The sequence below is a fragment of the Stenotrophomonas sp. SbOxS2 genome, assembly GCF_013416715.1.
Lineage (GTDB): Bacteria > Pseudomonadota > Gammaproteobacteria > Xanthomonadales > Xanthomonadaceae > Stenotrophomonas > Stenotrophomonas lactitubi.
In genome coordinates this window covers 327,634-344,300 of record NZ_JAAVXD010000001.1, presented here as the reverse complement: position 1 = coordinate 344,300, position 16,667 = coordinate 327,634, and the positions used below count along the sequence as shown (strand labels likewise).

General features: G+C 66.5%; 20 protein-coding genes. 13 read left to right on the top strand and 7 right to left on the bottom strand.

Annotation, left to right across the window (positions count from 1 at the left end; translation table 11 throughout):
- Positions 1-37: 37 nt before the first annotated feature.
- Entirely contained in the window at positions 38-601 is a 564-nt protein-coding gene (locus HFK18_RS01700) for an EF-hand domain-containing protein (RefSeq protein ID WP_180163941.1), read from the bottom strand.
- 156 nt (positions 602-757) lie between these two features.
- On the opposite strand from HFK18_RS01700, the gene HFK18_RS01695 reads away from it, so the two are divergent.
- Positions 758-1,513, top strand: a complete 756-nt coding sequence (locus HFK18_RS01695; RefSeq protein WP_180163939.1) for an arginyltransferase — start codon at positions 758-760, stop codon at positions 1,511-1,513.
- A 38-nt stretch (positions 1,514-1,551) separates the two neighbouring features.
- Entirely contained in the window at positions 1,552-2,760 is a 1,209-nt protein-coding gene (locus tag HFK18_RS01690) for an endonuclease/exonuclease/phosphatase family protein (protein WP_180163937.1), read from the top strand.
- A 78-nt stretch (positions 2,761-2,838) separates the two neighbouring features.
- On the opposite strand, the gene purT is transcribed toward HFK18_RS01690, so the two are convergent.
- Positions 2,839-4,026 carry a formate-dependent phosphoribosylglycinamide formyltransferase gene (gene purT, locus HFK18_RS01685; RefSeq protein ID WP_180163935.1) on the bottom strand — a complete coding sequence of 396 codons (1,188 nt, stop codon included), beginning with the start codon at positions 4,024-4,026 and terminating at the stop codon, positions 2,839-2,841.
- A gap of 145 nt (positions 4,027-4,171) precedes the next feature.
- On the opposite strand from purT, the gene HFK18_RS01680 reads away from it, so the two are divergent.
- The 6 genes from HFK18_RS01680 to HFK18_RS01655 are packed head-to-tail and all read left to right on the top strand — an operon-like array spanning position 4,172 to position 8,155.
- Positions 4,172-5,053 (top strand): SPFH domain-containing protein, encoded by an 882-nt coding sequence (locus HFK18_RS01680; protein ID WP_100463896.1) that lies wholly within the window; start codon positions 4,172-4,174, stop codon positions 5,051-5,053.
- Between the two features lie 45 nt (positions 5,054-5,098).
- Positions 5,099-5,278, top strand: coding sequence for a hypothetical protein (locus tag HFK18_RS01675; protein ID WP_005412615.1), 180 nt, complete (start codon positions 5,099-5,101; stop codon positions 5,276-5,278).
- Positions 5,275-5,454 carry a DUF4177 domain-containing protein gene (locus tag HFK18_RS01670; protein ID WP_089239544.1) on the top strand — a complete coding sequence of 60 codons (180 nt, stop codon included), beginning with the start codon at positions 5,275-5,277 and terminating at the stop codon, positions 5,452-5,454. The genes HFK18_RS01675 and HFK18_RS01670 overlap by 4 nt, the downstream gene beginning before the upstream one ends.
- A gap of 2 nt (positions 5,455-5,456) precedes the next feature.
- Positions 5,457-6,746, top strand: coding sequence for an alpha/beta fold hydrolase (locus tag HFK18_RS01665; RefSeq protein WP_180163933.1), 1,290 nt, complete (start codon positions 5,457-5,459; stop codon positions 6,744-6,746).
- On the top strand, positions 6,743-7,336 hold the full coding sequence (locus HFK18_RS01660) for a PH domain-containing protein (protein WP_180163931.1): 594 nt from the start codon (positions 6,743-6,745) through the stop codon (positions 7,334-7,336). The genes HFK18_RS01665 and HFK18_RS01660 overlap by 4 nt, the downstream gene beginning before the upstream one ends.
- Before the next feature lie 9 nt (positions 7,337-7,345).
- Positions 7,346-8,155: a M15 family metallopeptidase gene (locus HFK18_RS01655; RefSeq protein WP_180163929.1), complete on the top strand. Its 810-nt coding sequence runs from the start codon at positions 7,346-7,348 to the stop codon at positions 8,153-8,155.
- A gap of 159 nt (positions 8,156-8,314) precedes the next feature.
- Here HFK18_RS01655 and HFK18_RS01650 read toward each other — a convergent pair whose 3' ends face one another.
- The 4 genes from HFK18_RS01650 to HFK18_RS01635 all read right to left on the bottom strand — a co-directional run bounded on the left by HFK18_RS01650 (position 8,315) and on the right by HFK18_RS01635 (position 11,956).
- Complete coding sequence (locus HFK18_RS01650) at positions 8,315-8,686, bottom strand: DUF423 domain-containing protein (RefSeq protein WP_180163927.1); 372 nt, start codon at positions 8,684-8,686, stop codon at positions 8,315-8,317.
- Positions 8,687-8,790: 104 nt separating this feature from the next.
- Entirely contained in the window at positions 8,791-9,864 is a 1,074-nt protein-coding gene (locus tag HFK18_RS01645; protein WP_099819371.1) for an SRPBCC family protein, read from the bottom strand.
- A gap of 245 nt (positions 9,865-10,109) precedes the next feature.
- Entirely contained in the window at positions 10,110-10,751 is a 642-nt protein-coding gene (locus HFK18_RS01640; RefSeq protein ID WP_025873873.1) for a response regulator transcription factor, read from the bottom strand.
- Positions 10,751-11,956 (bottom strand): sensor histidine kinase, encoded by a 1,206-nt coding sequence (locus tag HFK18_RS01635; RefSeq protein WP_180163925.1) that lies wholly within the window; start codon positions 11,954-11,956, stop codon positions 10,751-10,753. The genes HFK18_RS01640 and HFK18_RS01635 overlap by 1 nt, the downstream gene beginning before the upstream one ends.
- Before the next feature lie 150 nt (positions 11,957-12,106).
- Between HFK18_RS01635 and HFK18_RS01630 the strand changes: the two genes are divergently transcribed.
- The 5 genes from HFK18_RS01630 to HFK18_RS01610 are packed head-to-tail and all read left to right on the top strand — an operon-like array spanning position 12,107 to position 15,144.
- A complete protein-coding gene (locus HFK18_RS01630) occupies positions 12,107-12,703 on the top strand; it encodes a GNAT family N-acetyltransferase (RefSeq protein ID WP_100551840.1) in 597 nt (198 codons plus the stop codon).
- 2 nt (positions 12,704-12,705) lie between these two features.
- Positions 12,706-13,509, top strand: coding sequence for a septum site-determining protein MinC (gene minC, locus HFK18_RS01625; RefSeq protein ID WP_099819369.1), 804 nt, complete (start codon positions 12,706-12,708; stop codon positions 13,507-13,509).
- A gap of 36 nt (positions 13,510-13,545) precedes the next feature.
- Positions 13,546-14,355 carry a septum site-determining protein MinD gene (minD, locus tag HFK18_RS01620; protein ID WP_089239526.1) on the top strand — a complete coding sequence of 270 codons (810 nt, stop codon included), beginning with the start codon at positions 13,546-13,548 and terminating at the stop codon, positions 14,353-14,355.
- A 2-nt stretch (positions 14,356-14,357) separates the two neighbouring features.
- Positions 14,358-14,618, top strand: coding sequence for a cell division topological specificity factor MinE (minE, locus tag HFK18_RS01615; protein ID WP_005408532.1), 261 nt, complete (start codon positions 14,358-14,360; stop codon positions 14,616-14,618).
- Positions 14,619-14,664: 46 nt separating this feature from the next.
- The gene (locus HFK18_RS01610) at positions 14,665-15,144 is read left to right on the top strand and encodes a hypothetical protein (RefSeq protein ID WP_032975950.1); all 480 of its coding nucleotides are present in this window, start codon (positions 14,665-14,667) and stop codon (positions 15,142-15,144) included.
- A gap of 231 nt (positions 15,145-15,375) precedes the next feature.
- On the opposite strand, the gene HFK18_RS01605 is transcribed toward HFK18_RS01610, so the two are convergent.
- Positions 15,376-16,620: a DUF819 family protein gene (locus tag HFK18_RS01605; RefSeq protein ID WP_180163924.1), complete on the bottom strand. Its 1,245-nt coding sequence runs from the start codon at positions 16,618-16,620 to the stop codon at positions 15,376-15,378.
- Between the last annotated feature and the right edge of the window lie 47 nt (positions 16,621-16,667).

Genomic DNA, 16,667 nt, shown 5'->3' with positions numbered 1-16,667 from the left:
ATCACGCCGGCGTTGTCGTCGATCACTGCAGTGAAAATCAGCGCTGCGGCTTCGGCGCGGCGCCGTCACGCGGGCCGCCGTGGCGCGGGCCACCGTGCATCGGGCCCTTGGCGGCGTCGAACTCGGCCTTGCTCAGCTGGCCGTCCTTGTTGGTATCGGCGGCGGCGAACCAGGCGTCACGATGCTGCTTCATGCGCAGCTCGCGGTCGGCCTTGTCCAGGTAGCCATCCTTGTTGAGGTCGAGCTGGTCGAAACGCTCTGCCAGGCGAGGATCGGCCTTGGCTTCCTCACGACTGATGCGGCCATCCTTGTTCGCGTCCAGCTTGGCCCAGCGCTCGCCGCCGCGACCACCGTGGCGGCCATGCTTCCAGCGCGGCAGCTCATCACGCGAGAGCTTGCCGTCCTTGTTCTTGTCCAGCTCATCGAACTTCGCGGCCAGGCGCGGGTTGGCCGCCGCTTCGCTGCGGTCGATGACGCCATCGCCATTGGTATCCAGCTTGGCCGGGCGCGGTGCCGGTGCAGCCGGGGTGTCGGCGGCCAAGGCGATACCGGTCGCGGAGGTGCCGAGCAGCAGGGCCAGCAGCAGGGGGGTACGGATCATGGGGTCACTCCTGGGAATGGGATTGGCATCGGGGTGAACACCTCACCCTCGGAGGACAACAACGCCTGACCACGACCTCGGTTGACGCAGCCGCCCGTTCCATTCATCCGGCGGACAGTCGCGGCCATTGCGACACGCTGGAGCTATGCTGTGCCCATGGCAAGACACGGCGACAGAGACGACGAACTGCGACTGTTCCAGACCGGCGAGCACCCCTGCGGGTACTGGCCGGACCGGGTCGCGCGCGATCTGGTGCTGGACCCGCAGGACCGTCGCCTCGGCGGGCTGTACCCGCTGGCCCTGAGCTGGGGCTTCCGCCGCAGCGGTGATCTGGTCTATCGCCCGCATTGCGCGCACTGCCACGCCTGCGTGGCTGTGCGCATTCCGGTGGCGCGCTTCGCCCCCGACCGCAGCCAGCGCCGCTGCGCCGCCCGCAATGCCGACCTGGAAGTGCGCATCACTGCGGCCATGCCGCGTGAGGATCTGTTCGAGCTGTACCACCGCTACCTGGTGCATCGTCACGCCAAGGGCGGCATGGACGACCACGGCCCGCACGAGTTCGAGCAGTTCCTGATCGGCAGCTGGTCGCACACACGCTTCATGGAAATGCGCCTGCCCGGCCACGACGGCCAGCCCAGCCAGCTGCTGGGAGTGGCGGTGACCGACGTGACCGAGCACGGGCTGTCGGCGGTCTATACCTTCTTCGACCCCGCCCATGCCGCGCGCGGGCTGGGCACATTCGCGATCCTGCAGCAGCTGGAGTGGGCCCGCCGCGAGGGCCTGCCACATCTGTACCTGGGCTACTGGATCCGTGAGCACCAGAAGATGGACTACAAGCGGCGCTATCGCCCACTGGAGGCCTACGACGGCCGCCGCTGGCATGATTTCGATGACGATCTGGACGGACGCTGACAAACCACTGACACCGGGCCGGGTGCACAATACGGCCCATGAACGCCAAACCCCTGATCCTCGGCCTGGCCCTGCTCTGTGGCGCCACCGCTCCCGCCTTCGCCACGTCCCCCGCGATGACCGAAAAACCGTCTGCAGCGCTGCGCCTGGCTACCTACAACACCTCGCTGTATTCGGACGAAGCCGGCGGCCTGATCGCCGAGCTGGAAGGCGACAGCGAACACGCACGCAAGATTGCTGCGGTACTGCAGCAGGCGCGTCCGGACCTGGTGCTGCTGAACGAATTCGACTTCGACGACGCCCATCGCGCTGCCGACCTGTTCCAGAAGCGCTACCTGGAAGTGGCCCAGCCCGGTGGCGGCAAGCCGCTGCACTTCGCCTACCGCTACCTGGCACCGGTGAACACCGGCGTGCCCAGCGGCCTGGACCTGGACAACAACGGCGTGGTCGGCGGCGAAGGCCGTGGCCGCGGCAACGACGCCTGGGGCTACGGCCTGCATCCGGGCCAGTACGGCATGCTGGTGCTGTCGCGTTACCCGATCGACGAAGCCAAGGTGCGCAGCTTCCAGCTGCTGAAGTGGAGTGCGATGCCCGGCGCGATCCGCCCGATCGATCCGCGTACCGGCAAGAGCTTCTACAACGACACCGTCTGGTCGCAGCTGCGGCTGTCGTCGAAGTCGCATTGGGATGTGCCTGTAAAGACCCCGGCCGGCGTGGTGCACGCGCTGGTCTCGCACCCGACCCCGCCGGTGTTCGACGGCCCGGAAAAGCGCAACGCCGCGCGCAACCACGACGAACTGCGCCTGTGGCAGGAATACCTGTCCAAGGGTGAAAAGCCATGGTTGTGCGACGACAAGGGCCAGTGCGGCGGTCTGGCCCAGGATGCACGCTTCGTCATCCTTGGCGACCTCAACAACGATCCGGTCGATGGCGATGGCCGCCACGAGGCGATCGTCGAACTGATCGAGAACGCCCGCGTCCTGCGCTACCCCACCCCGCGCAGCGTCGGCGCCGAGCAGACCAGCCTGGCCTATGCGGCCAAGGGCATCGAACGCAAGGGCGCACCGTTCCATGCCACCGGCGATTTCGGGCCGAAGTCCGGCACCATGCGCCTGGACTACGTGCTGCCCTCGACCGGTTTCGAGTACATCGGCAGCGGCGTGTTCTGGCCGGCCAATGAAAGTGCAGAAGCGAAGATCGCCGACGGCAGCGACCACCACCTGGTGTGGGTGGACGTGAAGCCGTAAGTCGGTGTTGATGGGGTACCAACCAACGGTCGGTACCCACGGGAATGTGGCCGCCGGGCATGGCCCGGCGCTACCGGTTTACGGGCGCAGTTCGACGCCGATCACTTCTGCAGCATCACGCGCGATGGCACGCGCCTCGTCGATGGTGTCTGCGCGCGCCAGCGTCACGCCGACACGGCGGTGGCCATGCACGCGGGGCTTGCCGAACAGGCGCACGGCGGTGTCCGGCACCTGCAGCGCGGCGGCTACGTTGTTGAAGTACGGCACGCCCTCGCCATGGGCCAGCAGCGCGCACGAGGCCGATGGGCCGCTCTGGCGGATCAGCGGGATCGGCAGGCCGAGGATGGCCCGCGCATGCAGTGCGAACTCGCTCAGCTCCTGCGACACCAGCGTCACCAGGCCGGTGTCATGCGGACGTGGCGATACTTCGCTGAACCACACCTCGTCGCCCTTCACGAACAGCTCGACACCGAACAGGCCCCAGCCACCCAGGTCGTCGGTGATCGCGCGCGAAATCTCCTCGGCACGCGCCAGCGCCTTGTCCGACATCGGCTGCGGCTGCCAGCTTTCGCGATAGTCGCCATCCTTCTGCAGGTGCCCGATCGGCGCGCAGAACGAAGTACCACCGGCGTGGCGCACCGTCAGCAGGGTGATCTCGTAGTCGAAGTCGATGAAACCCTCGACGATGCAGCGGCCGGCACCGGCACGGCCACCGGTCTGCGCATACTCCCAGGCCGGGGCGATGTCCGCCTCGCTGCGCAGCGTGCTCTGACCCTTGCCCGAGGACGACATCACCGGCTTGACCACGCACGGCAGGCCGATCGCGGCCACGGCTTCGCGGTACTCGGCCTCGGTATCGACAAACCGGTACGGCGAGGTCGGCAGGCCCAGCGTCTCGGCGGCCAGGCGGCGGATGCCCTCACGGTCCATGGTCAGGCGCGCCGCACGGGCAGTCGGGATCACCCGCAGGCCCTGCTCCTGTTCCAGCTGCACCAGGGTCTCGGTATGGATCGCCTCGATCTCCGGCACCACCAGGTGCGGCTGCTCCTGCGCGATCAACTGGCGCAGGGCCATCGCATCCAGCATGTCGATCACGTGCGAGCGGTGTGCCACCTGCATGGCCGGGGCATCGGCGTAACGGTCGGCGGCAATCACTTCCACGCCCAACCGCTGCAGCTCGATGGCCACCTCCTTGCCAAGTTCGCCCGAGCCCAGCAGCAGCACGCGGGTGGCGGAGGGGGACAGCGGGGTTCCAAGCTTGGCCATGGCGGGGTTCCAGCAGCAATGTGAAGGCGGGTGGGCATTCTATCCGGTCCGGCCGAAGTGCCTGAGCAAGCCCACCCGACGAACGGCAGCCCGAATGTGATATCAATTTGATATCTTCATTTCGAACCCTCAAGGACGTACCGCCATGAAAGAGAAGTCGCTGTCCTCCCTCAACGGCCTGGGCGCGCTCGCCGGGTCCCTGGTCGTGGCCCTCGCCGGCGGCGCCCTGTTCGTGGCCGGGGTTGCGGCGAAGGCCAGCACCGGCTCGCCCAATGTGCTGCTGCTCCTGGCCGGCCTGCTGATCGCCGCGCTGGCCTTGGTCGCGCTGGCCGGCCTGTATACCGTGCAGCCCAACCAGGCGGCGGTGGTCAGCCTGTTCGGCAAGTACGTAGGCACCGTCAAGGACAACGGCCTGCGCTGGAACAATCCCTTCTTCAGCAAGCGCCGCGTGAGCCAGCGCGTGCGCAACTTCGAGAGCGGCAAGCTGAAGGTCAACGAGCTGGACGGCAGCCCGATCGAGATCGCCGCGGTGATCGTCTGGCAGGTGGTCGACGCCTCCGAAGCGGTCTACAACGTGGACGACTACGAGAGCTTCGTGCACATCCAGTCCGAATCGGCGCTGCGCGCGATGGCCACCAGCTATCCCTACGACCAGCACGAGGACGGCCAGCTGGCACTGCGCAGCCACGCCAGCGAGATCTCCCAGCACCTGAAGAACGAACTGGCCGAGCGCCTGGCCGATGCCGGTGTGCAGGTGATCGATGCGCGCATCAGCCACCTCGCCTACGCCGCTGAAATCGCCCAGGCGATGCTGCAGCGTCAACAGGCAAACGCAGTGATCGCCGCACGCACGCGCATCGTTGCCGGTGCGGTCGGCATGGTCGAGATGGCGCTGGCAGAACTGCAGAAGAACGGCGTGGTGCAGCTGGACGAGGAGCGCAAGGCGCACATGGTCAGCAACCTGTTGACCGTGCTGTGCTCGGACCGCGGCACGCAGCCGGTCGTCAACACCGGCTCGCTGTACTGAGCCACCCTCGCAACGGGGCGCCCCACCGCCCCGCCAGGAGTCTGCATGAGCGAGAAAAAAGCCTATCCGCTGCGCATCAACGCCGAGGTCCTGGCGGCCGCACAGCGCTGGGCGGACGATGAACTGCGCAGCCTCAACGCGCAGATCGAATACGTGCTGCGCGACGCACTGCGCAAGGCAGGACGCCTGCCGAAACCCAAGCCATCGCCGGAGGACAAGGAATGAGCAAGCGCTGGAGCTACCTGACCGTCGAGGTCAAGACCACCATGATGGGCCTGCAGAAAGCCGATGACATCCAGGCCGAACTCAGCCGCCAGGGCCAGCTGGGCTGGGAACTGGTCAACATCATCATCCCGGCGCCGATGCGCCCGGCCCTGCTGGTCTTCAAGAAGGAGCTGTGACCATGAGCGCACGCCGTTCGTTGCTTGTTGTTTCCCTCGCCCTGTTGTCCGCCAGTGCAGCCGCGGGTGAACCGCAGCAGGTTGCAGCACGCCTGCTCGATCACCTGCAGGCCGGGCGGATCGCCGACGCCGAAGCCATGCTGACCCCACAGATGGCCGCGGCCGTGCCTGCCGACAAGCTGCAGGGCCTGTGGCAATCGCTGGGTGAACTGAAGCAGCGCGGGCCGGCGCACAGCAGCGAGCAGCAGGGCCTGCACCTGGTCGACGTCCCCCTGCAGTTCGCCAGTGGCGCGGTGATCGCGCAGGTGGCGGTAAACGCGCAGGACAAAGTGGCGGGGCTGCTGCTACGCCCGGCCCCGGCCGCAAAGGCACCGCCACCGCCGTCCGACGCGAACTACAGCGAAGCCGATTTCAGCGTACCGCAGGCGCGCGGCGCACTGCCCGGCACGCTGTCCCTGCCCAAGGGCAAAGGACCGTTCCCGGCCGTAGTGCTGGTGCATGGTTCTGGCCCGCAGGATCGCGACGAAACCATCGGCGGCAACCGCCCGTTCCTGGACATCGCGCGCGGCCTGGCCGCACACGGCATCGCAGTGCTGCGCTACGACAAGCGCACCCATGCCCGCCCGCAGGATTTCCAGAGCGGCAACTTCAACGTTGATGACGAGACCACTGACGACGCCGTCGCCGCGTTGGGCGCATTGGCGGCGGACCCACGCATCGACGGCAAGCGGATCTTCGTGCTCGGCCACAGCCAGGGCGGCATGCTCGCCCCGCGCATCGCCAGCCGCTGGCCACAGGCGCGCGGCGCGATCCTGTGGGCCGCGCCGGCGCGCACGTTGCTTGAGCTGCTGCCGGAGCAGAACCGCTACCTGCTGTCGCTGGACGGCTCGATCAGCGCCCCGGAACAAGCGTTCCTGGACAAGCTCGCCGCGCAGATCGCCGCGGCCCGCAGCGACACGCCTGCAGCCGCCAGCGAACTGCCACTGGGCGTGCCGCAGACGTTCTGGAAAAGCATCGAAGCGGTGAACGCACGTGGCGATGCGGTGGCGCTGAAAAAACCACTGCTGATGCTGCACGGCGGCCGCGACTTCCAGGTACCGGAAACGGATTGGGCACTGTGGAAAACAGCCTTGGCCGAGCGCAAGGATGTGCAATGGAAGGTCTACCCTGCCCTCAACCATATCGGCATCGCTGGCAGCGGCTCCAGTTCATTGAAGGAATACGCGCAGCCGGGCCACGTCGATGGGCAGCTGATCGATGACGTCGCGCGTTGGGTGGAGTCGCAACGATGAGCGGCAGTGATGCACGTCCGTTCGACGTCGCCGAAAGCTCCTCGCTGCGGGTGCTGTGGGTGCTGCTGCCACTGCTGGCGGTACTGGGCGTCGGCATCTGGTCGCAGCTGCACGACAGCCGCACCGACGCTCCCTGGATGGAGGTCACGCTGTCGCCCCCGTTTTTCCTGATGGGTGGCAGCGCGGCATGGAGCCTGGCGGTGATCGTGCTGATGGGCGTCGGCCTGGGCTGGGCGTTTTTCCGCCGCCGGGTGGAGCTGGCAGATAACGTACTGGACGTGCGTTCGACGCTGTACCGCCGCCGCACCCCGGTGGCCGACCTGCTGCTGGACCAGGCCGAGGTGGTCGACCTCGGCCGTGATCGCCGCTACGGCATCCGCTTCAAGACCAACGGCTACAGCATGCCCGGCTTCTACTCCGGGCACTTCCGCCTGCAGGGCGGCGGCAAGGGCTTTGCCCTGGTCACCGACCGCGCGCGCACGCTGGTGATTCCGGTGCGCGGCGGCAGCACCCTGCTGCTCAGCCTGGAGCGCCCGCAGGCCCTGCTGGAGGCGCTGCGCAAGGTGGCCGCCACGGCGCCACGGCAGTAAGCTGGGTCGATGCACCGCACCACTCCACTGTTGATCAACACCGAGACCGTCGAGCTGTGGCCAGCGCCGCTGCTGCGCGCGCGCAGCAATCTCGACGCCCGCCTGCTGGCGCGTGCGCAATGGGTATTGCGGCGCAAGCAGGATGGCCGCTACCTGGCGGCGATACTGGCGCACGGCGTGCACTCGCTGGTGCCGCGCCTGCCGCGCGAACCGGGCGTGGAGGAAGCGCTGGCGTTGCTGGATGGCGCGCGATCACGGCCGTTCGGCACTGCACTGGAAGTGCAGTGGCTGCCACTGGCCGGCCTGCAGCAGCGCCTGCAACAGCTGGGCCTGGATGCAAAGCGCTATGCGCAGGACAGCGGGCTGGCACTGGAGGCAGAGCCCTGCCTGCTGCACTTCGCCGGACGTGACCGCTTCGCGCGCCCGTTGTGGCTGCGTCGCCGCGCCGCGCAGGGTTGGCGACGGATGCGCCTGCATGCCGCGCGGGATGGCATTGCACTGGACGCGATCTCCGGCTTCCGCAGCCATGCGTATCAGCTCGGCATTTTCGAACGGAAGTTGGCGCGCGGGCAGAGTGTGCCGCAGATCCTGCAGGTCAATGCCGCGCCAGGATTCAGCGAACACCACAGTGGTCACGCGCTGGACATCGGCACACCGGGGGACGCGCCGGCAGAAGAGACCTTCGAGGCGACGGCCGCGTTTGCATGGCTGCAGGCCAATGCAGGGGCACACGGGTTCCATCTGAGCTATCCGCGCGACAACCCGCATGGGATCGTCTACGAACCGTGGCACTGGTGCTGGAAACCGGCCAACGGCTGAGCCCCTCGTGGCGAACGCTTGACTGCGATCCCGGTCCCGGCCACGGACAGTTTCCGCGTGCGTTCGCCACGGAATGGAACAAGAGAGCAAAAGGCAGAAGCGGGTCGCTGCGCTTGAAGCCGGGCATGGCTCGGCGCTACCGATGTGTGGGCGCTGCGGTCACCGCCTCAATGCATTGATCGCCAGCAGCACCCATCCGGCCATCAGCGTGGTGCCTCCTACCGGCGCCAGCCGCGTCGGCCACTGCCACAGCGCACCGCCCACTAGGCTGCCGGAGAACAGCAGCACGCCCAACAGCAACACGTACAACGCCAGATGCGCGATCGCACCCTGCGTGCGCGGGCCGAGGGCCACCAGTACCGCACCGTGGGCAAACGCATACAGCGCCGCCATGTTCAGGTGCTGCTGCGCCAGCGGATCGGACACGCCATGCGCGGCATAGGCGGACAGACCGATCGAGGCGGCCGCCAGCAGCGCCCCCAGGCAGGCCAGCAACGACGGTTTACGCGCGCGTCGTTCGGAATTGAACATGACAGCTCCTTGCGCAATGCCCGACACCGGGCTCGGGATGAAAAAAAACGCGCCGCAGGAAGCGGCGCGTTTTTGTGTCCAACACTACATGGGTCAGCCGAGGCTTACTTGACGGCCCAGTAGATGTCGTACGTCGCTTCCGGGGTGAACGACTTGTCCACGCCGTCCTTCCAGGTTTCGTACGGACGGTCGATGACTTCGTTACCCGAGGTCACGGCCCAGGCGCGCAGGGCGCTGCGGGCAACGTCCAGACCCGCCATGTGGCCGGTGTAGGCCGCATGTGCCGAACGGTGCGGAGCAACGCGGACGTACTTGACCGGAGCGCCACCGTCGATCTTGACGGTCAGCTGTTCGGCCGGCACGCCTTCGGCACCCTTCTTCTTCACCGGCTGGGCGATGTCGAAGGCGTACTTCTCAGCACCGAAATCGGTGGTGATGATACGCAGCGGGCCAGCGGCTTCCAAGCCATTGGCCTCGATCACGCGCTTGATCCACTCCTGGTTGTCCTTGATGGACTTGGTGATGGAGTCCTGGCCACGATCGACGTTGCCGGCGGTGACGACCAGCAGGTCCTCGGCCGGGACATCGACGATACCCAGATCGGTCAGCGGAGCTTCGGAAGTGCGGTAGTCGACATTCGGCACGGTGGCCAGCATGTTCGCCATGCGCGACAGACCCATCTTGATGTCATCGCCGATCTGGCGGCTGACATACAGGCCTGCGTAGCGGCCGAACAGGTCGAAGCCGTACTTCACCGAGTAGTCCTGGGTGATCTTGACGTTGCGACCGCCCTTGCCGGTCGGCTCCAGGGTGAAGGTGGTGACCTTGTCGTGACCCTTGGAGGCATCGTCGACGGCGATCACAACACGCTTGTTCTCTTCGGCTTCGGTCACCTTCCAGGAACCGGTGCCCAGGTCCTTGGAAGTGAAGTCGAGAGTGGCACCGACGCCGGAGGCCGGGCCGGACAGCTTCAGTTCAACGGCGGGATCGCGCAGTACCAGCGGGTTCCAGTCCTTGAAGCGGCGCAGACTGCTGACCGTGTCGTACACGATCGTCATCTTGCGGTTGGTCTCGATGCTTTCGGTGATGTGACGCTCGCCCGGCAGACAGACGCCAATGATGACGAACAGGCCAGCCACGATCCCCAAGGCGATCAGGAACTCGATAATACGGGTCATTCAGAGAGTCTCCGGGGCCGATCCCACGGCCGGGTTGATTGAAGCGAAGCGCCAATCCTAGCAGGCTTCGCGGGCATTGGTTATCGGGATTGGCGCACCGGTTTCCGTGCCGGCGGCGCATTTGTATGCACAAAGAATTCGAAGGGTAACGCATCCGCGTACCCGGCAAGTAGGGGGCAAACAGGCGTCAACCCTGAATCCGGCCCCGGACTGCATGCCAAGTCTTTGTCGCTAAAGGATTTTCCTCACACCAACTGGAGTTCAAACGCTTTCAGGACCGCACGCGTACGGTCACGTACGCCCAGTTTGGAGAGGATGTTGGACACATGGTTCTTGATCGTGCCCTCGGCGACCCCCAGCGAATTGGCGATCTCCTTGTTGGAGAAACCGCTGGCCATCAGCCGCAGGATCTCGGTCTCACGGTCGGTCAGCGGGTCGGGGCGGTCCAGACTGACGAAGTCGTTGCGCATGTGCTCCAGCCCGGACAGCAGGCGCTGGGTCACCGCCGGCTGCACCAGCGAACCGCCATCGGCCACCGTGCGGATCGCCCCGACCAGCTGCGCCAGGGTGACATCCTTGAGCAGGTAGCCCTTGGCACCGGCCTTGAGCCCGGCCAGCACCAGCTGGTCATCGTCGAAGGTGGTCAGGATGATGGTCGGCGGCAGCTGTTCCTGCCGTGACAGCACCTGCAGCGCCTCCAGCCCGGACATCACCGGCATGCGCATGTCCATCAGGACCACGTCCGGACGGATCTGCGGGATCAGCTCGACCGCCTGGCGGCCATCGGCGGCCTCGGCCACCACTTCGATGCCGTCGTCGAGCGCCAGCAGCGAGCGGATCCCCTGCCGCACCAGGGTTTGGTCGTCGACCAGGCAGACGCGAATCATCAACGCACTCCTTCAGGAACCTGGGTAAGGGCCGCCAGCACCGTTGCCGGTACCGTCGCCCGCAGCCGGAAGCCTTCGCCGGGGCGGGTCTCCACCTGCAGCTGGCCTCCACATTGTTGCAGGCGTTCGCGCATGCCGCGCAAACCATTGCCCACATTGACCGTTTCCGCCCCGACACCGTCGTCGCGGGCTTCCACTACGACCTGGTCCGGGACCTCACGGTACACCCGCAGCCACAGGTGGCGGGCGCCGGCATGGCGCACCGTGTTGGTGATGATCTCCTGGGTGCAGCGCAGCAGCACATGGGCCCGCTGCGGGTCCTCCACGTTCAGCGGCTCTTCGATCTCCAGCTGGATGTCCAGCGAAGGCACGTGCTCGGTCAGCGGACGCAGGGCAGCGGCCAGGTCGATGGCGCCGGTCTCGCGCAGCTGGCTGACTACCTCGCGCACGTTGCCCAGCAGCAGCTTGGCCAGGGCATGGGAGCGCTTCACGTGCTCCAGCGCCTGGCCCTCGGCCAGATGGCCGGCCACTTCCAGGTTCAGGGTCAGCGCAGTCAGCTGATGACCCAGCAGGTCGTGCAGTTCGCGCGAAATGCGGGTGCGCTCGTTCACCCGTGCGCTTTCGGCCAGCAGCGCACGGGTGGCGCGCAGCTCGGCATTCAGACGGCGCTGCTCCTCACGCGCCTCGGCCTGGCGGCGGGCCACCAGCGCGATCACGAACACGAAGCTGGAGAAACCCATGTAGCCGACGGCCTGCAGCACGGCGATGATCGGCGGGAAACCCAGAGGCTGGATGTAGACCGGCAGCACGGCCAGGTTGCTGGCCACCAGCCACACCACACCGATGCGCGGGCCCAGCAGCCAAGGCAGCAGGCCGGCCACCACCATCAGCAGGATGCTGCCCAGCGCTGTGCCGGAGAAATAGCTCACGCCGATCGCGCAGGCGGTCAGCAGGATCAGCGCGGCATGGTCGAAGAAGCCGGGCCGGCTTTCGCCCAGCGAGCGGGTCAGCACCCAGTACACGAAGCCGAAGGCCAGGTAGGCCGAGGCCCAGGGAATGATCCGGAAGCCGGCCTCGCCGTCCAGGCTCTCCAGCGTCAGCGACACCGGGTCGATCAGGTAGATCGCAAGCCAAAGGCCGACGGTGCCCCAGGTGAACAACCCGGAGTAGCGCAGCATCGCATTGTGGTTGAGTCGGGCCAGCATCACCCATCGTAGCCTGTGTGTGGCTGCTCCCAAGCGCCGAAAGTCATGCTTGGGCATATCCCCCTGTTCATGCCGCAGCCCACCCCGGGCATGCAATAATCGTGCGCAGGGTCTTGTAATGGACCAACCGCGTTACCCCACGGAGTCACAATGTCGATTGTCATCCGCGACGTGCGCGAGCACGAGCTCGATTCCGTCCTGGCTTTGAACAACAATGCTGGCCTGGCCATCCTTCCCCTGGATGCCGAGCGCCTGCGCCTGTTCTATGCAACCGCTGAGTATTTCCGCGTCGCCGAGCGCGACGGCAACCTGGCCGGTTTTTTGATCGGCTTCGGCAGCGACAGCCAGCACGACAGCAGCAATTTCGCCTGGTTCAAGCAGCAGCTGAACACCCCCTTCTTCTATATCGACCGCATCGTGGTCGCCAGCCGCCGTCGCGGTGGTGGCGTCGGCCGTGCGTTCTACGCCGATGCGCAGAGCTTCGCCGAGCTGCGCTACCCGCAGATGACCTGCGAGGTGTTCCTCGACCACGGCGCCGATGCCGCCCTGCTCTTCCACGGCAGCTTCGGCTTCCGCGAGCTGGGCCAGAACACCATGCCGCAGGTGGACGTGCGGGCCAGCATGCTGGCCAAGGAACTGTGCAGTTTCCCGTGGGTGAACGAAACCTACGGCGGCAAGCTGCCCGATGTGGCGTGGGCACGCGACCGGCAGCTGCCGGCGCAGGCACAGCGGTCGACGGGGACTTGAGCGTGGCGGTGAATTTCGATTACGAACAGGCCGGTGAACTGAAGATCGGCCAGGTGGGCATCGCCAACCTGCGCATCCGCACCCTCGATGTTGAACGCCTCGTGCAGGAAATGCAGGAGCGGGTCAGCCGTGCGCCGAAGCTGTTCGGCCGGGCGGCGGTGATCCTCGACTTCGGCGGCCTCAGCCAGGTGCCCGACGTGGCGACGGCACAGGCGCTGGTGGATGGCCTGCGCAGTGCCGGCGTACTGCCGGTGGCACTGGCCTATGGCACCAGCGCGGTCGACCTGCTGTCGCAGCAGCTCGGCCTGCCGCTGCTGGCCAAGTTCCGCGCCCAGTACGAGCGCGCCGAGGCAGAGCCTGCCCCGCCGCCGGCACCCGCGCCGGAACCGCGGCGTGCCGCACGGGCCGAGGCGAAGGCCGCACCGGCAGCGGCTCCGGCCACGCCGATGGGCAAGGCGGCCGATGCCGCCGCGCCACAGCCGGGGCGCATGCAGCTGGGCAACGTGCGTTCGGGCCAGCAGCTGTATGCGGAAAACTGCGACCTGACCGTGATGGCCACCGTCGGCGCCGGCGCCGAGGTCATCGCCGATGGCAGCATCCATATCTACGGAACCCTGCGCGGCCGTGCGCTGGCAGGGGCCCAGGGCAACACCGCGGCACGTATTTTCTGCCGTGATTTCCATGCGGAACTGGTCGCCATTGCAGGCCATTACAAGGTGCTGGACGATGTACCGGAAACCCTGCGCGGCAAGGCCGTGCAGGTGTGGCTGGAACAGGACCAGATCAAGATCGCTGCGCTGGACTGACGCAGCACCTCAAACAGAATCATCAGGAGAAGTCCTTTGGCTGAAATCATCGTAGTCACCTCCGGCAAAGGCGGCGTCGGCAAGACCACTTCCAGCGCCAGCCTTGCGTGCGGCCTGGCAAAGCGTGGCAAGAAGGTGGCGGTGATCGACTTCGACGTCGGCCTGCGCAACCTCGACCTGATCATGGGCTGCGAACGCCGCGTGGTGTACGACTTCGTGAATGTCGTGCACGGCGAAGCCACCCTCAAGCAGGCCCTGATCAAGGACAAGCGCTTCGACAACCTGTTCGTGCTGGCTGCCTCGCAGACCCGCGACAAGGATGCGCTGACCCAGGAAGGCGTGGGCAAGGTCCTGAAGGACCTGGCCGCCGACGGCTTCGAGTACATCATCTGCGACTCCCCGGCAGGCATCGAGAAAGGCGCCTTCCTGGCGATGTACTTCGCCGACCGCGCAGTGGTGGTGGTGAACCCGGAAGTGTCTTCGGTACGCGACTCGGACCGCATCATCGGCCTGCTCGATTCGAAGACCCACAAGGCCGAATCCGGCCAGGACGTGCCGGCCTTCCTGCTGCTGACCCGCTACACCCCGGTGCGCGTGGAAAGCGGCGAGATGCTCAGCATCACCGACGTCGAGGAGGTCCTTGGCCTGAAGGCGATCGGCGTGATCCCCGAATCGGGCGACGTGCTCAATGCCTCCAACAAGGGCGAACCGGTCATCCTGGATGGCGAATCCGCTGCCGGCCAGGCCTATGACGACGCCGTCGCACGCATCCTCGGCGAAGAACGCCCGATGCGCTTCACCAACGTCGAGAAGAAGGGCTTCTTCAGCAAGCTGTTCGGAGGGTAAGCATGGGCCTGTTTGATTTCCTCAAAGCGAAGAAGACCACCGCCGAAACCGCCAAGAACCGCCTGCAGATCATCATCGCGCAGGAGCGCAGCCACCGTGGCGGTCCCGACTACCTGCCGCTGCTGCAGCGCGAGCTGCTGGAAGTGATCAAGAAGTACGTCAACATCGACGTCGATGCAGTGAAGGTGGACCTGGTCAAGGATGGCCAGCACGACGTGCTGGACATTTCCGTGGCGCTGCCTGAAGGCCCGGACAAACCCTGACCCCCTGCCCCGCCCGTGCCTGCATGGGCGGGGCTGCCTGACCCGCATGACTGATACCACGCCCGAACCGAACGTTACCCGCGTCGGCGACATCGCCTTCGCCGATGCCCAGCGCCTGCTCGCTGCACATGAGCTGCGGCTGCACCACGTTGCGGCCGGCGAACCGATCCCGGGCAGTTACTGGGGCGAGCCCGAGGCCGGCATCATCGCCAGCGACGTGTACGTGCGCGATGACACGCCGGTGCACTCGATGCTGCACGAGGCCTGCCACCTGATCGTGCTGCCGCCGGAGCGGCGCGCGCAGGTGCATACCGACGCCACCGATTCGGTACCCGAAGAAGACGCCACCTGCTACCTGCAGATCGTGCTGGCCGGGCACCTGCCTGGCGTCGGCAGCGAGCGGCTGATGGCCGACATGGATGCGTGGGGCTACACGTATCGCTTGGGGTCGACGAAGGCGTGGTTCGAGCAGGATGCCGAAGACGCGAAAGCGTGGCTGATCGAACGCGGTTTGCCGGTGGCGTAAAGCCGCGTGCGCCGTTGGCAATGGGCGCGTGGCGACGCGCCGGACCTTGCGGCGCCCTTCTTTTCACTCGGCGCGGTTCGAGCAGGATGCCGAAGACGCGAAAGCATGGCTGATCGAGCGCGGGTTGCCGGTGGCGTAACGCATCGGTAGCGCCGGGCCATGCCCGGCGGCATAAACATCCACCGCCGCGATGCGGCTCGCCGGGCATGGCCCGGCGCTACCGTTGAATAATCACCCCTGCCCTGCCAGCGCGCGCAGGGTGATGCCGACCACATACGCCAGATAGGTGCCGGTGGCATAGCCCATCGTGCCCAGCAGCACGCCCACCGGCGCCAGCGCCGGATGGAACGCGGCGGCCACCACCGGCGCTGAGGCCGGGCCGCCGATGTTCGACTGCGAGCCGATGGCGAAGTAGAAGAACGGCACCTTCAGCAGCTTGCCCAGGCACCACAGCAGCGCGATGTGCACGCTGATCCAGATGAGGCCGAGCAGGAACAGCCACGGGCGATCCAGCAGCGCCAGCAGATCCATCTGCATGCCGATGCAGGCGATCAGGAAATACAGCAGCAGCGAGCCCAGTCGCGACGCACCGGCCCCTTCCAGGGTACGTGCACGGGTGAAGCTCAGGCCCAGACCGAGCGTGGTCGACAGCACCACCACCCACACGAACGGCGCATCCAGGCTGAACTGCGATGCCCAGCTGACATTGACCTTGAACCACGCCGCCAGCGGCGCGCCGATGGCGTGGGCAAGACCGACGCCACCGAAGGCCACGGCCACGATCAGCATCAGGTCGGTCAGGCTGGGAATGCGCTCGTGCTCGGCCTGGAAGCGTGCGATGCGCTCCTTCAGCTCGTCGATGGCCGACGTATCGGCACCGCTGCGCGCGTCGATCTTCGCCGCCCGCCCGGCCAGGAAGATCAGTGCCGCCATCCACACATAGCCGACACCCACATCGACCACGGCGAACTGGCCGAAGGTGGTCGCGTTGACGTCGAACACTTCGCGCATCGCCAGCATGTTGGCACCACCGCCGATCCAGCTGCCGGCCAGTGCGGCCATGCCAGCCCAGGTATCACCGGCGACGGTATCGGGATGGATCGCACGCATCACCAGGAACGCCACCACCGCACCCAGCATGATGCTGGCCGAGGCGCCCAGGTACATCAGCACCAGCTTCGGCCCGAGTCGCAGGATGCCCTTGATGTCGACCGCCAGGGTCAACAGGATCAGCGCCGCCGGCAGCAGGATGTCGCGCGCGACCGGATTGTAGAGTTTGGTGTTCTGCCCATCGATCAGGCCGAACGTGTTGTAGATGCCGGGCAGCAGGTAACACAGCAGCAACGCCGGCACGAAGGTATAGAAGCGCTTCCACAGGCCCTGCTCACGCGAGGCGGTCCAGAACACGGCGCCGAGGGTGGCGGCGATCAAACCGAAGACGACGATGTCGTTCTGGATCAGGGCAGTCGAAGGCATGCAGGCATCCTGGTAGTGCCGGCCGCTGGCCGGCAACCCCATATAGG

Coding starts and splice junctions, on each gene's coding strand:
- HFK18_RS01630 (WP_100551840.1), top strand. CDS start 12,107: ATGTCGATTGTCATCCGCGACGTGCGCGAGCACGAGCTCGATTCCGTC.
- HFK18_RS01690 (WP_180163937.1), top strand. CDS start 1,552: ATGAACGCCAAACCCCTGATCCTCGGCCTGGCCCTGCTCTGTGGCGCC.
- HFK18_RS01640 (WP_025873873.1), bottom strand. CDS start 10,751: ATGATTCGCGTCTGCCTGGTCGACGACCAAACCCTGGTGCGGCAGGGG.
- HFK18_RS01665 (WP_180163933.1), top strand. CDS start 5,457: ATGAGCGCACGCCGTTCGTTGCTTGTTGTTTCCCTCGCCCTGTTGTCC.
- HFK18_RS01680 (WP_100463896.1), top strand. CDS start 4,172: ATGAAAGAGAAGTCGCTGTCCTCCCTCAACGGCCTGGGCGCGCTCGCC.
- minE (WP_005408532.1), top strand. CDS start 14,358: ATGGGCCTGTTTGATTTCCTCAAAGCGAAGAAGACCACCGCCGAAACC.
- HFK18_RS01655 (WP_180163929.1), top strand. CDS start 7,346: ATGCACCGCACCACTCCACTGTTGATCAACACCGAGACCGTCGAGCTG.
- HFK18_RS01605 (WP_180163924.1), bottom strand. CDS start 16,620: ATGCCTTCGACTGCCCTGATCCAGAACGACATCGTCGTCTTCGGTTTG.
- HFK18_RS01645 (WP_099819371.1), bottom strand. CDS start 9,864: ATGACCCGTATTATCGAGTTCCTGATCGCCTTGGGGATCGTGGCTGGC.
- HFK18_RS01700 (WP_180163941.1), bottom strand. CDS start 601: ATGATCCGTACCCCCCTGCTGCTGGCCCTGCTGCTCGGCACCTCCGCG.
- HFK18_RS01695 (WP_180163939.1), top strand. CDS start 758: ATGGCAAGACACGGCGACAGAGACGACGAACTGCGACTGTTCCAGACC.
- HFK18_RS01610 (WP_032975950.1), top strand. CDS start 14,665: ATGACTGATACCACGCCCGAACCGAACGTTACCCGCGTCGGCGACATC.
- purT (WP_180163935.1), bottom strand. CDS start 4,026: ATGGCCAAGCTTGGAACCCCGCTGTCCCCCTCCGCCACCCGCGTGCTG.
- HFK18_RS01670 (WP_089239544.1), top strand. CDS start 5,275: ATGAGCAAGCGCTGGAGCTACCTGACCGTCGAGGTCAAGACCACCATG.
- HFK18_RS01650 (WP_180163927.1), bottom strand. CDS start 8,686: ATGTTCAATTCCGAACGACGCGCGCGTAAACCGTCGTTGCTGGCCTGC.
- HFK18_RS01675 (WP_005412615.1), top strand. CDS start 5,099: ATGAGCGAGAAAAAAGCCTATCCGCTGCGCATCAACGCCGAGGTCCTG.
- HFK18_RS01660 (WP_180163931.1), top strand. CDS start 6,743: ATGAGCGGCAGTGATGCACGTCCGTTCGACGTCGCCGAAAGCTCCTCG.
- HFK18_RS01635 (WP_180163925.1), bottom strand. CDS start 11,956: ATGCTGGCCCGACTCAACCACAATGCGATGCTGCGCTACTCCGGGTTG.